Origin of the sequence: Natrinema caseinilyticum, assembly GCF_024227435.1 — an archaeon.
GTDB classification, from domain to species: domain Archaea; phylum Halobacteriota; class Halobacteria; order Halobacteriales; family Natrialbaceae; genus Natrinema; species Natrinema caseinilyticum.
In genome coordinates this window covers 2,889,039-2,903,567 of record NZ_CP100445.1, presented here as the reverse complement: position 1 = coordinate 2,903,567, position 14,529 = coordinate 2,889,039, and the positions used below count along the sequence as shown (strand labels likewise).

Here is a 14,529-nt window from a genome sequence, read left to right as displayed (position 1 = left end):
TATATAATTCATATGATCACCTCGTGGAGTGGTTATTTATCAACTGCGCATCGGCTGACGAAGTCTTTGATGTAGGTCGGATAGAGATTGTAGTTCTTGACGTAACTCTGGTACCCGCCGTAAATCTGTGGGTGGAACGTTCCGACCCAAGCACCTTCTCTGTGGCTGATTTTCTGACACTCTTTGAGTGCTTCCGCTTTCGTCTCTTCGTCGGTAGCTGAGGCCGCTCGTTGGAACGCCTCGTCGTAGGCTTCATTGCTCCAGTTCGCCTCGTTCCACGGACCGTCCGAGCGCAGCGCCAACTGTGGGACGGTGCTGCCGAGCACTCGCGTGGAATAGTTCGTGATATACCAGACACCGTCCTGATTCCAGTAATCTGCAAGCCACGTCTCCTCGGTCAGTCGATTGATTTCGAACTCAATACCGACTTCCTTCATCTGCTGCTGGAACAGTTGGGCGATGATTTCCTTCGCTGGGACCCCATCGTCGTAGTGGAGCTGCTGTATTTCCAGACCATTACTGTACCCGGCCTGGTCGAGCATTTCCTGAGCCTTTTCGGTATCCGCTGTCGTGCCGAAGGTATCACCGGTGTCCAGTTCATCGTTGTAGTAAGTGTGCACCGGGGTGACGCCAGCGTGGAGACCCAGAACCCCTTCGGGGGTCACTCCTTCGAGGATTTCTTCTCGGTCGAGCGCGTATTTGATGGCTTTCCGAACGTTGGGATCGTCGAGAGGTTCGACGGTCGTGTTGAGAACGATCGGATACTGAAGCCCTGACGTCTGCTTGACGAGTTGGGCATCACCCTGAACACGATCGGTGACGTTCCGGCCAATCCGACTCACTGCGTCGATACTGCCGTCAGAGAGCGCGTTCGCTCGCTGGATTTCGTCCGAGAGGATATCCCATTCGATTTTGTCGACGTACGGCAACGGATCGCCGTTGACGCCGTCGATATGGTAATCTGAGGCTGCAGTGAAAGTGATATTGTTTTGTTGGTTCCATTCAGTCAGTTCGAGCGGCCCGCTTCCGTAGTCAGTATCTTCGAGTTTCGAGGGGTCCTCGTCCAGAATCGATTTCGGGACGATGAAGAAGGCACCACCAGTCTCGGAAATTCGCTTCGTGAAGTTGAGGTCGGGCTCGTCGAGCGTGATTTCGACTGTCGTCTCGTCGATCACTTCGACCTCGTTCACGCCACTCAGACTGGACGGTGATCCGGAAAAGTCATCGGAAGTCAGGTAGTCGTAGGTTGCCTTCACGTCTTCTGCGGTGACCGTCTCACCGTCCATGTTCGAGTACATCGCATTCTCTTCAAGCATGAACGTGAAGACAGTGTAATCGTCGTTGATTTCCCAGTCCTTCGCGAGATTCGGTTGAACTTCGAAGTTCTGGTCGACGCGGGTCAACCTGTCGTACATCATCTCCGCGACGAGGTAATCTGCTAAGAACCCCTGGAACGGCACCATCGTTTGAATGCCTTGCTGAGCACCAATTACGAATGTTCCGCCCGTCGGAAGTGAGTCGTAATCCTGTGTTACATCGTCGTTGGATTGAATGTTCTTCTTGTTGCTCGAACCATTGTCGGCACACCCAGCAAGACCCGTGATACCGAGGGTTCCAAGCGTTGCACCGAGTTTCAGAATCGATCGTCTGTCCGTCCCGATAGTCGTGTCAGTGTCTACCGAAGCCATACGATAATCAATCATGAATCATATATAATAAAGACTTTGGTGGATATATCACTAGTACTAAGACATAGACACACATTCTCATTTCTCCATTTGACACCGAAATGCGGTTGGAACAGTGGAAATGCCCCGTGAACCTTCGTTCGCCCTCGCTGGCTCGCTTACCGAGAGACACTGCCGACGAAGGGAACACTCGTCCTCGACTACGGTCGTGTGAAACAGGAACGCCAACGACTCCTCACCATCACCTCCCGCTGTCAAGAACACGGGAAGACAAGCGTCCACCGGAAACTCTGTGACAAGGAAGAACAGTTCACCGAATGGATGTTGCACCGTCTCTCCTATGCTGTCGTGGAGTTCTCGGAACAGTTCTCGAACCCGGTGATCGTGTTCGAGGATGTGGAGGGGATCCGCGAGGAAATGCAGTACGGGAGGTATACGAACAGGCGGTTGCACAAGCTCCCGTTCCACGAGTTCGAGACGTTTGTTTCGTACACGGCGTTGTGGCGAGAGATTCCCACGGACACGGTGGACGCCTGGTATAAATCGCAGGCGTGATCGTGCTGTGATGAACGTGGGTATCGCAGGGGCGTCGGTTCCGGTGTACGAACGACGAGTGTGACGTGGTGCAAGGCCTGCCGACCGGAACGGGAGCGTAAAGTTGCGTGGCGCGAGAAGGCGAAACTCGACGATGTTAACACGAGTTACCGAACCCACAAAATCCAGCCGCAGGTGCAGTTGGTGCGTCTGTCCGGGTCGGGGCGCGTAAGCCGCCCAACCTCATCCCGCTCGCTTGCCGAGCAGGGGGTGCTAGCGCACGTCCGAGGGAACCGACAAAAGCCTCGGGCCATCGTGCTCGAGGATGTTTACATGCCGCAGACATTCCGAGAAGGTTTAATATGTGACCCTGTGATTCAGACACACGATGCGAACAGCAGCAATTCTCAAAGAGTATAATGCACCGCTTGCGGTGACCGAAGTCGATTCTGCGACCACGGGTCCAGAGGGAATCGTCGTCGAAACCAACGCCTGTGGTATCTGTCGGAGTGACTGGCACGCCTGGAAAGGACACTGGCCATCAGTACCGACAGATAATCACGTACTCGGTCACGAACCCGCGGGTACGGTCACGGCAGTGGGCGACGAGGTCGAAAATTTCTCAGTAGGCGACGAGGTCGGTATCCCGTTTAACGTCGCCTGCGGACACTGCGATAACTGCTGGGGAGGCGACTCGCATCTCTGTTCGGATGGATTGAGTCTGGGGTTCACCAGCGACCTCCCCGGTGCTTTCGCCTCGGAATTCGCGATCCCACACGCGGATTTCAATGCTGTTCACTTGCCTGATGGGATGAACGCCGTCGAGATGGCAGGGCTCGGCTGTCGGTTCGCCACTGCGTTCCATGGGCTTGCGCATAAGGCAGACGTGCACGCGGGCGACTGGCTGGCTGTTCACGGTTGTGGCGGTATCGGTCTCTCGGCTGTCAACATCGGGGCTGCGCTCGGAGCGAACGTCGTTGCAATCGACCTCGACGAAGACGCCCTCGAATTGGCAGAAAGGGTCGGTGCAACAGCAACGGTTGCTGCTGGCGAGAAAGACGTACCGAAGGCCGTCACGGATATCACAAATGGGGGGGCGAACATCTCCGTCGACGCGCTCGGTATCGCTGAAACCTGCCGCAACTCCATCGACAGTCTCGCGCCCCAAGGCCAGCACGTCCAGGTCGGGATGACGACCGACGATGAGGATGGCGAGATTCCACTCCCCGTCGACGACATTGTGAATACGGAACTAGAGTTCGTCGGCGTAAAGGGGATGCCGCCGAGTCGCTATCCGGAACTGTTTCGGATGATAGCCGGCGGCAAACTCACACCTGCGGAACTCGTTACGAACGAAGTTGGTCTCGAAGACGTTTCCGACCGGCTTGCGTCGATGGACGACTACGACACGCTCGGGATGGAAGTCGTCACTGAATTCTAAACGCCTTAGACCGTTTTGTCGGCCAGTTCGTCCACCTTATCCCAATCGAGGTCGATTCCGAGTCCCGGCCCCGCCGGCGGTGCGACTGCGCCATCTTCTGCGATAAGTGGTTCTTCGAGCAGGAAATCCCGCGTATCGAGCGACCAGCCCGGCGGTTCGATAGGGTACTCACACCAGCTTGGGTTGGTACAGGCGAGTACTTGGACGTTCGCAGCAAATCCGATGCCGTCGTTCCACGTGTGGGGTGCAAACTGTAAGCCGTTTATGTCTGCGAGACCGGCGATGAGCTTTGTCTTGAGAATACCGGCACTGAGCATCACGTCTGGCTGGAGCACATCCAGCGAGTCGCGTTCGACGAACTCGCGGAAGTGGTGTGTCCCGTTGTTGAACTCACCACCGGCGATGGGAATCCTGGTTTTCTCGCGCAGGCGAGCGAGTGCATCGTAATTCAACTGGTCGAAAGGCTCTTCGAGCCACCCGATGTTTCCGATTCCCTCCAGATCGCGGGCGACCGAGAGCGCGTCGTCGAATGTCCAAGTACCACCGCCAGGGTGGGAGACGCTCCAACCCATATTCAGGTCGACCATCAGCGTCAGATCGGGGAACTCGTCTCTGACCGCGCGAGCGACTTCGAGGTCGTCTTCCATGTCGTCGGAGTGAAATCGAAGTTTGACTGCCTCGAATCCTTCATCGACGCGGTCGGCGACGTACGCCAATCGCTCCTCCGGGGGCCGGAGCTCTCCGCTCGACGCGTAGGCGGGAATCGGGTTACTATCGCCGCCGAGCATTTCGTAAATCGGTTTTCCTACCTCCTTACCCTTGATATCCCAAAAGGCTATTTCGAAGTGCCACGGGCGTGGCCCGTACGAGTTAAGCGAGGCCAGGTCGTCCAGTCGCTGCTCGATGTTTCTTGGGTCCTTTCCAACTAGATATTCCCGCGCGAGCTCGAGCGAATCGACACGGGACGCGTCGCCGGTGACAGAGGTAATTCCACTGATACCTGTGTCGGTCTCGACTTCGTAAAGTTGGATCTTGTGGACGTGTTGTTCAAATCCCGGATACCACGACGGTTCGAACGGAGCGTCCATCTCGTAGTCAATATGGTACGAATTGATGTCTGTAATCTCCATATTATCAGTTGGCAATTCCAACGGATCTGACTCACGGCTCAGGGGCACTTCAGTCTTTGCTGAAAGGAAGTGGCCAACTTCGACGGAGTAGAATTGGTGGCAACGAAGCGGAGTGAAGTCGGGATATCGATTACTTCGGTTAGCTGTAATCGTGATACACGCTCTTGATCTGGGTGTATTTCAAAACGCCGTACTTCCCGTCGTCGCCGCCCATTCCGGATTCGTTCCAGCCGATATGGTGGCCTTGCCACGCTTCGCCGAGCGTCCTATTGACGTAGGTTTCACCGTAATCGAGCGCGTCGACGGTTTGCATTGCGGTCTGGTAATCCTCGGTGAATACATACGAGGAGAGGCCATAGCGCGACCGATTCGCGTATTCGACAGCCTGTTCCACAGAGTCGACAGTAACGATCGGCGTCACCGGGCCGAACACCTCCTCTTCGACGACGTCCATAGACGGATCAACATCGCCGAGAACCGTCGGGGCATACCAGAATCCCGTCTCGAAATCACTGCCTTTCAGCGGTTCACCACCTGAGAGAACAGTTGCACCACTCTCGATGGCAGACTTCACTGAGGAATGCGTCCACTCGAGTTCGCCCTTCGTGACCTGCGGTCCCATATCGGGGTCGCTCTTCGGCGGACCGAGTTCGAGCATGTCCGTCGCGGCGACGTACTTCTCGGTGAACTCTTCGGCTATGTCCTCGTGGACGAAAACGCGCTCAGCACAGGTACAGACCTGACCGGCGTTGGTGATACGCGCCGTGAGGATGTCTTCGACGGCGGCGTCAATGTCGGCGTCGGCGGCGACGATAGCAGGTGCTTTTCCGCCGAGTTCGAGCGAAACAGGTGTGAGATTCTGTGAGGCGGCCTGCATTATTTCCTTGCCTACGCGAGTCGACCCGGTCATCGTCACCATGTCTGTCTGTCGTGAGGTGACCAGCGCATCTCCAACGTTGCTTCCGCCGAGGACGAGATTGAGCAGCCCATCGGGTAGGTCGAGTTCCTCGTCCAGCAGTTCGAATACCCGAATCGTCGACAACGGCGTCGTTGAACTGGGCTTGACGACGACGGCGTTGCCCGCGATGAGTGCCGGGAGTATCTTTCGCATCAGCACCGCAATAGGATAATTCCAGGGAATGATGGCCGCGACGACGCCCATGGGATGGCGCTGGAGTTGAATCTGTTCCTCCCGATTGTCACTCGGGACAATATCGCCCTCGATACGTCGCCCCCAACCAGCAGCGTAGTCCGCTAGCGTGAGCGTGCCGGTCACTTCGCCGTCGGCCGCGGACTTCGGCTTGCCTTGTTCCGCCATGAGAAGGTCGCCGATATCGCCGACGTTGCTTTCGATAACCGAGCCAATATCGCGGATCGTGGCCGCACGCTCAACTCCTGGCGTCGCACCCCACTCTGCCTGTGCCGTTTGGGCGGCCGTCAGCGCTTCCTCAACGAGGTCCTCGTCGGCGCTTGGAATGGTCGCCAGCGACTCCTCGGTTGTCGGGTTAAGTACGTCTATCTCTGGTGTGCCTGTTCGCCACGCTCCATCGATGTAGTGGCTAGCCTTGGGTGTCTCCACCATACGTCTCCCTTCCGAGAGGATCTGTATATTTCTTCGGGAACACGGATGCGCCGGATTGAGTGGCGCCTCACCGATTCTATCGGCTGAATCGACAGAGAACACGACTTTCGGAACCGGGTGAACATGTGCACCTCTCACACTCAAAGGAACAGGTGAACATAGTCGATAGTTTATAAGGAGATCGCACACCGAGCAGGTCTCCGTTTGACTCCGCGGACTCGTGGGATTCGTTAGATGAGCGCGTCCTGTAGCTGTCGGAGATGATAGAGCGGCGTCTCCGTATCCAGACTAACGTCGGAAGCTGAAATTGGCTGGTCAGTGTTTACCGACTGTGTCACCTCGGCGCCAGCGAGCAGTTCGAAGGGTACGAGGTCTGCCTCAGCCGCGACTGTCGCGTCCTGTAGCCGACCGTAGATGGTGTCTCCGCCGCCACCGACTATCGTCTCGCCAGGTTCTAGGTCGCGTTTCGCTGCCGCGACGACTTCAGTCGTCTGTTCGGTCACGACGCCTGTCGGCCGATCGTGTAAGCCCGCCATCGCAACGCTGACGATTGTTTCCTGCGGCAGGTGGTACGGGCGATGGAAAAGCTGGTACTTTCCCGAGTTGACTGTGTTGATGTTGTAACGCTGGCTGAGATAGTCCTGCGTAGCCTCGTTCGTCGCTGCTGTCACGACGAAGGCGCTCGGGTTCTTGTCCGTCGGCGTCACAGAGTCGATGACTCCCGTCCGGTTTAGGACGCCACCATCCTCAGTCGGTCGAAGCGTCTTTAGCAAACCATCTTTGTCGGTCTTGGGCATGTGGATACCGTCCGAGTCTGTCGAGTATCCCAGTGCGTTGGCCGCCGCACAGAGTTCTACAGCTACCTTCGTCCCATCGAGGAAGGTGTTGTACATTCGCGCGTTGGGCTTGCTGTTTTCGATAAACGAGTCAGGCAGGTCGTACCGTTGCAGGGAGTCCTCCTGAGTCGCATGCGGCTTGAACGTGAGTTCGGTCCCCTGTCCGGCGGCGACGATGTCGAATCCTTGCGCACGTGCCCAGTCACAGAGTTCGACCACCTGAGCAGGTTCGTCACCGTACGCCATGGAATAGGTGACGCCACGGTGTTCGGCAAAGCGAGCGAGTAGCGGGCCGATGGTCGCATCCACTTCGACACTAACCATGACAACGTCGTTGTCCGCGGCGATGGCTTCCCACGCATGGACTGCGGCTGCCGCGGCATCCCCCGTGGTTTCGATGACCACATCGACAGGTGCGCCCGCCGCTTCGGCGCCATCGGTCGTTGCCACGCGCTGGCCCGCAGCGAGTGCGTCTTGGATACCGGTGGCAGTCTCCTCGACAGAGATTTCTTCTTCCGGCACACCGGCTTTCCGGTACGTTTCTGTTGTCTTTTCCAGTTCCAAGTCCGCAAGAATTGTCGGCTTGACGCCTGGGGTCTCCTCTATCTGGTATGCGAGGTGGGAACCGTATACGCCGGGGCCGATCAAGGCCACCGATAGCGGATCGTCTATTCGCGTCTCTAGGTCGGACAGTACGTTCATCCGTGGATTATACTGACTAACGGGGGGTAATTAAAGATTTTGTCGGTGATGACGTCGCCGTTGTGTTCAATTTCTCCCGATCATAACCCGCAATTCAGGGCCTGTGTATGCTGTTCTACGTGGTGAACTTGAATGCCAGTTAGGGAATACCCATATCCGATATGGGGGTTCTTCAGAAGAGAACCGAAAATGGGGCGGTGCGAACGATTCCTCAAGAGCCTGTAATCCACGCCAACAACCGCTGATATCCAACTGCGATCTATTGAGTCGATCGACTCCTTTTGGTCTCTCAACCCTCCACTGATGATATTCGAACCAATGAACGACAGACGATATTCTCTCATGAAGAAAATTCAAATTGGAGGTTGACACGTTAACCGCGGTTCTTCACACGTTAAGATGGACGATTCGGTAACTCTTCAGGAGAGAGTCCGAGACTCATAGATATCGAAAAGATTGCAGCGAATTCCGTCTCGCACACGAGGCCTCTTCGTGGGTGACAGGCGATACGCTGATTACCTTAGGCTGAGTGGACAGTCAACATGACCGGACCGCCGGCAGACGGCACCACCACGATCAAATCGGTTGACACCTCTCTCGATATCGTAGAAAAGCTCACACGCGCTGGTCCGATGACCCTTACTGAACTGGCTGAGAGCTTTGATAGGTCGCCTAGTAACGTTCTGGCTCATCTGCGAACTCTACAGCGACGGGGGTTCGCCGTCAAAGAAAACGGCTGTTATCGTCCTGGGCTTCGATATTACGAAATTGGAAATAACATCAAGGAAAACTATCCGCTCTACGTACACGGAACGGGACCCGCGGACGATCTGGCCGCCGAAACTGGGGAGTACGTCTGGCTGATGGTAGCAGAACAAGGACGTGGCTACTATCTCTACAAGTCTGCTGGCGAGAGAGCCGTCGAAAGCGGAGCGTATACCATGGGCAGTCGATGGCATCTCAACGCGAGTGCCAGCGGAAAGGTAGTTCTCGCCGATATGGATGAAACTCGTCTCGACAGGGTATTAGACACGCACGGGCTGACTTCGATGACACCGAACACGATCACCGACAGAGAAAAGTTGAAATCAGAACTGATGAAGATTCGAGAGCAAGGGTTTGCTCGAGACAAAGAAGAAGCGGCTGTTGGTATCTGTGGGGTCGCCGCTCCCGTCAATGGGTTGGACGGAGTTATCGGGACAGTGTCCGTCTCCGGCCCTGCGAGCCGGATAAAAGACGAATATTTCCATGATGTGCTACCGGAGAAGGTGAAAGAAGTCGCTGACATCATTCGGATTAAATATAACGGTGTGTCTGCAGTCGACCGATGAGAATTATTGTCTGGCGAACCAGTTCGTGGCCGGTGCAGCTGTCTCGATTGAGTTTTGGCCGTGATCGAGTTCGGATTACAATAATAGGATTGTAACGGATGGTGTATCGACACCGAATATCGCTCCTATGAATGGGGACGAAAGCCAACATAATCTCCTGTGAAACTGCGAGACACGTTATAATAATTTTGAGAATCATCTTCTACGAGGGATCGTTCCCACCATCTAATCTGCGACAGCCGAATACCATTTCGCTCAAGTAACTTCGACCCCTTATATACACCGCACATATACTCTATCTCACGATGCGAATTTATTGTAACTTCCTATATACATATATCTCATCTGAACCACTGGCACTTCTCCAGTAGAGAATCATCCTCCTTGCTTTCTGCTTGCGCTTGTGACCTATCCCAATGAAAAACTATAAACCATTATCGAATGAATGTTCATGTCACATATGATGATGCCATCTGTAGAGACTTCTTACGTGAACAGAACAGAATTTTCGGGGATCTTCATTACCCGTAGGGATTACCAGTGAAATCAAAGACGATATCGATACTATTCGTTCTGTTAGCACTAATTTGGGGGTCACTGTTCATCTTCATCGAACTCGGCCTTCCATATATTCCACCAGTGCTGTTTGCCGCGCTTCGTCATGACCTCGCAGCCGTAATCACGCTCATCTATGCTGCATACTTTACCACACAGTGGACGCCACGAGGACGAGAGGACTGGTGGCTCGTGGCTCTCGGTGGCGTGTTCTTTGTCGGTCTGTACAATGGTTTGCTTTTTGTGGGCCAACAGGAGGTCACAGGGGGAATGGCTGCAATTCTTGTTGCAATGAATCCGATTCTGGCAGCACTCTTTGGATGGGGCTTGATTCCAAAGCGGCGGCTCGCTCTCCCGAGTGTCGGCGGGCTTTTGCTCGGTTTTGTCGGGGTTGCATTCGTTGCTCGGCCCGATCTCTCGGCCCCCGTTCAAAGCGAATCTCTCGGTGCTCTCCTCGTTCTCCTCTCTACTGCCTGCCTCGCCTTCGGTAGTGTACTCGTCGAACGAGCGTCAAGTGGTATGTCGACGGAAACGTTCGTTGCTTGGTCGAACGTTCTGGGAGCGCTATTCCTCCATGGTATCAGTTTTGGATTACCATCTGAATCGTTCGCACAGGTAGATATCACAATAACTGGATTGGGTGCACTACTGTACTTGGCAGTTATCGGAAGCGGTGTGAGCGCGATTCTCTACTTTATCCTGTTGGATGAACTCGGAGCAGTCGAAATCAATCTCGTCTCCTACGCGGCCCCCATCTTCACCGCTATTTTTGGATGGCTGATCCTCCGAGAAACGCTTAGTCTGTTGAGTATTATCGGGTTCGTCATTATCTTCACAGGATTTGCCCTCATCAAGCGTCGAGAGCTAAGAATGGAACTCCGAAAGTTTCCCTCTACGTGAATCTCCTCGAGGTCAAGTGATTCGGGGTGCCTCCGGCGTCTCGTCAGCACGGAAGTCCTTTACTCTTCCAGAGGGTGTTCGCCGTCCGCCTCCACGCGACTGGTTGTTCGCTCCGAGAGACACAAGCGATTCTTCGCTTGATCGGCGTCGAACGCTCTCATCAAGAGTCTGGCACGGGGTACATCGGTTGGCTGACAGCGTTCCAGACCCGCGACGGCTTCGTCAGCGGGCCGCAATTAGTCATATATCTATTAATGTTGGCAGCTTTTGGCCTTGGGCATATTATGCAATTATCTTCGGCTCCCAATTGATTCTCGATGTCACGCTCTTTGGACGACGAGACACCAATCCAGCTGCTGAGTTTCTGCATGGACTCGCCGAGAAACACGATCTCTCCGAAGCTGTGTTTCTCGTCGACGACTACGGCTATCTGACTTCCCTCGCTCGATTTGAGGTGAGCGGTCAGCTCGACTACGTCGAGAGAAACCTGATCGAAAAGTTGTTTCACGCCCGCAAAATGCGGGTCGGCCGCTTCCATAACTCGTGGGCCGGCAGTCGGGCGATCGTCAGAGGGATTCTTGAGCAGCTTGCACATTACTATAACATGCAACGACTATACCAGTCACTTAGCACATATACCAGAAGAGGTGCTAAATTAGACAGTGTCCTATACCACTTGATGACCGACTTATATATACTGGGTTTGGAATTGATTGGTCTTTGACTTACCCGACCAGCCGGCTACGTCGCTCGGCAACCAGGACGTTACTCGCAGCCGCGGCGTGGATATCCTGATACTGTGTGATGTCGCGGAGTTCTTCGACCACTTCCGGTGGAACGAACACGTCACAGGAGGTAAGCAGGTACTGGAGTGGGTCCGGAGCGCTGGTATCGACGGCACCGTCAGCACGGGGCACGGCGAGACTGACGAGCGCGCTGGTATCGGCGACGACTGTTCGCAGTCCTGGACCGCTCATCGGTCGTCGTCGGCTGCGGTGACGACCGTCGTCACATCGTCCTCGTAGACGTCAGCGTCGTCGGGGGCAGCGATATCGAGTGGCTCGTCCTCGAGGTCCGCTTTGAGGAGGCGGAGCCGCTGGGCAGTTTCGGCACCGGCCAGTTGCTTGACCGTCTCGAACTCGAGCTGGTCGTCGTAGTACTTCGTCGCGACGAGTTCCTGGAACGTCCCGCTGTCGGCGGTGTCTTCGATGTACTCCCGGATGGCCTCGACGAGGAGATCCGTCCGATCCTTGTCGAAGAGGTCGGCGATGGCAGCGAGCCGGTCGACGAGGTACTCCGGCGACTGGAAGTGAACCCGTCGTGGATCGTCGCTTTCACCCGTTCTATGTGCAAGTTCTGCACATAGGCGCGTGACAGTTGCGGCGTATGCACACACCAACGCCTGTGAGACAGGAATCGCTCACGCCAGCCTCAGCCGTCGTCCTGTGCGTTCAGTTCTTCGAGGAACTGGCCGGCGGTCGTCCCGATACGAACGCCGTCGACGTTGCGCAGTTCGAGGTCGTGCGTGGCGGTTCGGAAGGGGTAGTGGTCGACGAGGACGCGGTGGATAACGGTTCGGACGGGGTCGATCCCGTACCTGTCGACGACAATCGCCATCATCTCGTCGAGATGTCCGTCCTGGTGCTCCACCCGGGGATGCTGCGCTCGTTCGAGGACGAGGTCGACCACCTCGTCAACCGATGCGTGCTCGGGATTCCTGGTGCGTTCCCGAACGTGGTAAAGAGCGTCGACACACGCGGAAGACCACATTCGTTCTCGAGCCGCGATGCATATTCGGCTAACATCTCTGGCTTGAGCGTCTCTTTATCCATCATGTGGTTGGAAAACATATACAATGCGTCTATTCCGCAGTTCGAAGGAACAGAACTTTGAGTCTGGATTATTAGCACGAAGTCCAGATATCTTGGACTCCCGATGATTTTGTTTCGCCGACTGCTCTCGTCCAGGGACCGGACTATCAGTCAGTGTTAGTCCAAACCTGTTCTGCGATTGCTCCGGGGATGAGTGGGTCGGGTGCAGACGACGCGAGAGATCTTCGTCCGTAGAACGCGATCAGACTTACAACGAGGAGAATCGAGAGTACCTCCGGGATCCGTTCAGCAATTATCCCAACGTCCCCAACGGGCTCGACAAGTGCGGGAAGGTTCCCGAGTGAGTGGTAGAGCATCGGAAGCAAGACTGCTCCGCGCGTGCTATTATACAGCCAGGCAAGTGTGATCGATTGGACGATAAGCGTAAATAGGTACGTCGTCCAGAACCCCGAGACGTCGTATGCAGGCACGTCATAGAGATAGAACATGGGGAGATGCCAGAGTGCCCACGCGATACCGATTCCAACAGCCGCAGTGAACGCGGTGTACCGCTCTTGGAGTCTCGACTGGGCGAATCCTCGCCACCCGAACTCCTCGAGTCCGCCTAGAAGGAACATAACCAGTAAGAAACCTAGTATATACTGCCACCAAGGCGATGGCGCAATCCGGACGGCTCCGCCGGTGAACACGTGAACGACACTCACGGTAAGGCTGCCATCGAGCACGAATGGCAAGACAATTGCGAGGATGTACCACCGGGGCCTGACTCGCCACGTCGCGATCTGGCCGAGATACGTACGGAGATCACCATTGCTCGCCCACGTCACCGTTACTCCTGCGATCAACGGACCCCACGCCCGCACGATGCTCCGAATCACAATACCCGGAGACGGCCCTACCGTCAGGAAAACGATCCCATCATACATCCACGACCACCCGAATGCGATGACGAAAAACGATGCAAGTTGGTTTCGATGGATCGTCTTACGAAGAGCGTCCGACACAGCGCATCATAGCAACCGAATTGACGAAAAGTGTTAAGAAGTGTTACTGGTTGAGAAACACGGACTCCCACTTTACTAGTCTATCATTCCAACATGGCGGTATGGAACTCGACTTCAATGGACCGTCCGGAGCGATCCAGATCGCAATCGCGCTGATTATTGGCCTCGGAACGATCGGTTACGGTGCTTATAGCTATTCGGCGCAATCGTCAGCGTTGGACACCGCAGAGACGGTCGATGCCACGATTGTTTCCACCTCTATAGAGACCCGCGAGGAACGACGGGGGACTGATTACACCCCTCACGTGACTTTCAACTATGTATACGAGGGGGAGACCTACACAGCCTCGAACGTGTACCCTGGAAAACTTCCGAGAGAGTTCGGGAGCAAAGAAGACGCCAGAGCAGAACTAGATGGCTACGAACCGGGAGATACTGTGACAGCCTACGTACCCCCGAACTCTCCCGGAAACGCGTTCCTCAAGCACGAAAGTAGCAACAAACCGTTGCTCGTAGTCGGGTTCGGCGGTATCGTCGTGATGGGAACGATTTTCACTGTTCTGCGTGACTGACTGCTATCGACGCAGTGACGACCAGTAACGTCGTAGAACGAATCTGAAACCGGATATTCTGCACGCAAAACGGGCGCTTGATTCCGCGTTACTCTAATTGAGAGGGAACGAGCAGCTATTCGAATCGAGAGTTTTTACGATGGGACACGAGGAAAGAACGGGACGATCCCATTCGCGAGGGAGAATCTTCGCGCTTGCAGGTCTGTCTGGGTTCACAACGGTGCATCGGTCTCCGTTGTTTCGCGCTCGGAGGCGAATTGGTCGATGTCCATAGGTTACGAAGCCGGTGTAGAATGGCTTCATCAGTACTCCGAGGTGGAAACAGTGTAAATACGGATATCGTGTTTCCGAGTCAGAAACGCCGGATACCACTAGAGATGACGGAAAATCGCAGTCCTCGGCAGCGCGGTGAACGGCTCAGA

General features: G+C 55.2%; 11 protein-coding genes and 3 pseudogenes. 6 read left to right on the top strand and 8 right to left on the bottom strand.

The window, feature by feature from the left end; translation table 11 throughout:
* Positions 1 to 32 precede the first annotated feature (32 nt).
* The gene (locus NJT13_RS14150) at positions 33 to 1,688 is read right to left on the bottom strand and encodes an ABC transporter substrate-binding protein (RefSeq protein ID WP_254522289.1); all 1,656 of its coding nucleotides are present in this window, start codon (positions 1,686 to 1,688) and stop codon (positions 33 to 35) included.
* Between the two features lie 162 nt (positions 1,689 to 1,850).
* Here NJT13_RS14150 and NJT13_RS23525 point away from each other — a divergent pair.
* Positions 1,851 to 2,504 (top strand): annotated as a pseudogene (locus NJT13_RS23525) (IS200/IS605 family accessory protein TnpB-related protein); the annotation flags it as partial.
* Positions 2,505 to 2,610: 106 nt separating this feature from the next.
* Positions 2,611 to 3,663, top strand: coding sequence for a zinc-dependent alcohol dehydrogenase family protein (locus tag NJT13_RS14140; RefSeq protein WP_254522287.1), 1,053 nt, complete (start codon positions 2,611 to 2,613; stop codon positions 3,661 to 3,663).
* A 5-nt stretch (positions 3,664 to 3,668) separates the two neighbouring features.
* Here the strand turns inward: NJT13_RS14140 and NJT13_RS14135 are convergent, their stop codons facing one another.
* The 3 genes from NJT13_RS14135 to NJT13_RS14125 form a co-directional block, all read right to left on the bottom strand.
* Positions 3,669 to 4,793: a mandelate racemase/muconate lactonizing enzyme family protein gene (locus NJT13_RS14135; RefSeq protein WP_254522286.1), complete on the bottom strand. Its 1,125-nt coding sequence runs from the start codon at positions 4,791 to 4,793 to the stop codon at positions 3,669 to 3,671.
* A gap of 139 nt (positions 4,794 to 4,932) precedes the next feature.
* Positions 4,933 to 6,375, bottom strand: a complete 1,443-nt coding sequence (gene aldA / locus NJT13_RS14130) for an aldehyde dehydrogenase (RefSeq protein WP_254522285.1) — start codon at positions 6,373 to 6,375, stop codon at positions 4,933 to 4,935.
* A gap of 230 nt (positions 6,376 to 6,605) precedes the next feature.
* Positions 6,606 to 7,913 (bottom strand): hypothetical protein, encoded by a 1,308-nt coding sequence (locus NJT13_RS14125; protein WP_254522284.1) that lies wholly within the window; start codon positions 7,911 to 7,913, stop codon positions 6,606 to 6,608.
* Between the two features lie 542 nt (positions 7,914 to 8,455).
* On the opposite strand from NJT13_RS14125, the gene NJT13_RS14120 reads away from it, so the two are divergent.
* The 3 genes and pseudogenes from NJT13_RS14120 to NJT13_RS14110 all read left to right on the top strand — a co-directional run.
* Positions 8,456 to 9,244, top strand: coding sequence for an IclR family transcriptional regulator (locus NJT13_RS14120; protein ID WP_254522283.1), 789 nt, complete (start codon positions 8,456 to 8,458; stop codon positions 9,242 to 9,244).
* Between the two features lie 540 nt (positions 9,245 to 9,784).
* On the top strand, positions 9,785 to 10,699 hold the full coding sequence (locus NJT13_RS14115; RefSeq protein ID WP_254522282.1) for a DMT family transporter: 915 nt from the start codon (positions 9,785 to 9,787) through the stop codon (positions 10,697 to 10,699).
* 71 nt (positions 10,700 to 10,770) lie between these two features.
* Positions 10,771 to 11,339 (top strand): annotated as a pseudogene (locus tag NJT13_RS14110) (transposase domain-containing protein); the annotation flags it as partial.
* A 112-nt stretch (positions 11,340 to 11,451) separates the two neighbouring features.
* Here NJT13_RS14110 and NJT13_RS14105 read toward each other — a convergent pair.
* The 4 genes and pseudogenes from NJT13_RS14105 to NJT13_RS14090 all read right to left on the bottom strand — a co-directional run.
* A pseudogene (locus tag NJT13_RS14105) lies at positions 11,452 to 11,676 on the bottom strand (hypothetical protein); the annotation flags it as partial.
* Positions 11,673 to 12,095, bottom strand: a complete 423-nt coding sequence (locus NJT13_RS14100; protein WP_254522281.1) for a hypothetical protein — start codon at positions 12,093 to 12,095, stop codon at positions 11,673 to 11,675. The pseudogene NJT13_RS14105 and the gene NJT13_RS14100, both read right to left, overlap by 4 nt.
* A gap of 35 nt (positions 12,096 to 12,130) precedes the next feature.
* Positions 12,131 to 12,469 (bottom strand): DUF8158 family protein, encoded by a 339-nt coding sequence (locus NJT13_RS23520; protein WP_425499760.1) that lies wholly within the window; start codon positions 12,467 to 12,469, stop codon positions 12,131 to 12,133.
* 208 nt (positions 12,470 to 12,677) lie between these two features.
* Positions 12,678 to 13,457 carry a CPBP family intramembrane glutamic endopeptidase gene (locus NJT13_RS14090; RefSeq protein ID WP_254522279.1) on the bottom strand — a complete coding sequence of 260 codons (780 nt, stop codon included), beginning with the start codon at positions 13,455 to 13,457 and terminating at the stop codon, positions 12,678 to 12,680.
* A gap of 179 nt (positions 13,458 to 13,636) precedes the next feature.
* On the opposite strand from NJT13_RS14090, the gene NJT13_RS14085 reads away from it, so the two are divergent.
* Positions 13,637 to 14,107 (top strand): DUF3592 domain-containing protein, encoded by a 471-nt coding sequence (locus tag NJT13_RS14085; protein ID WP_254522278.1) that lies wholly within the window; start codon positions 13,637 to 13,639, stop codon positions 14,105 to 14,107.
* Positions 14,108 to 14,529 lie beyond the last annotated feature (422 nt).

Excerpts from the sequence above, each read along its gene's own strand:
- aldA (WP_254522285.1), bottom strand. The coding sequence starts at position 6,375 with ATGGTGGAGACACCCAAGGCTAGCCACTACATCGATGGAGCGTGGCGA.
- NJT13_RS14150 (WP_254522289.1), bottom strand. The coding sequence starts at position 1,688 with ATGGCTTCGGTAGACACTGACACGACTATCGGGACGGACAGACGATCG.
- NJT13_RS23520 (WP_425499760.1), bottom strand. The coding sequence starts at position 12,469 with ATGTGGTCTTCCGCGTGTGTCGACGCTCTTTACCACGTTCGGGAACGC.
- NJT13_RS14140 (WP_254522287.1), top strand. The coding sequence starts at position 2,611 with ATGCGAACAGCAGCAATTCTCAAAGAGTATAATGCACCGCTTGCGGTG.
- NJT13_RS14120 (WP_254522283.1), top strand. The coding sequence starts at position 8,456 with ATGACCGGACCGCCGGCAGACGGCACCACCACGATCAAATCGGTTGAC.
- NJT13_RS14125 (WP_254522284.1), bottom strand. The coding sequence starts at position 7,913 with ATGAACGTACTGTCCGACCTAGAGACGCGAATAGACGATCCGCTATCG.
- NJT13_RS14085 (WP_254522278.1), top strand. The coding sequence starts at position 13,637 with ATGGAACTCGACTTCAATGGACCGTCCGGAGCGATCCAGATCGCAATC.
- NJT13_RS14135 (WP_254522286.1), bottom strand. The coding sequence starts at position 4,793 with ATGGAGATTACAGACATCAATTCGTACCATATTGACTACGAGATGGAC.
- NJT13_RS14090 (WP_254522279.1), bottom strand. The coding sequence starts at position 13,457 with ATGTATGATGGGATCGTTTTCCTGACGGTAGGGCCGTCTCCGGGTATT.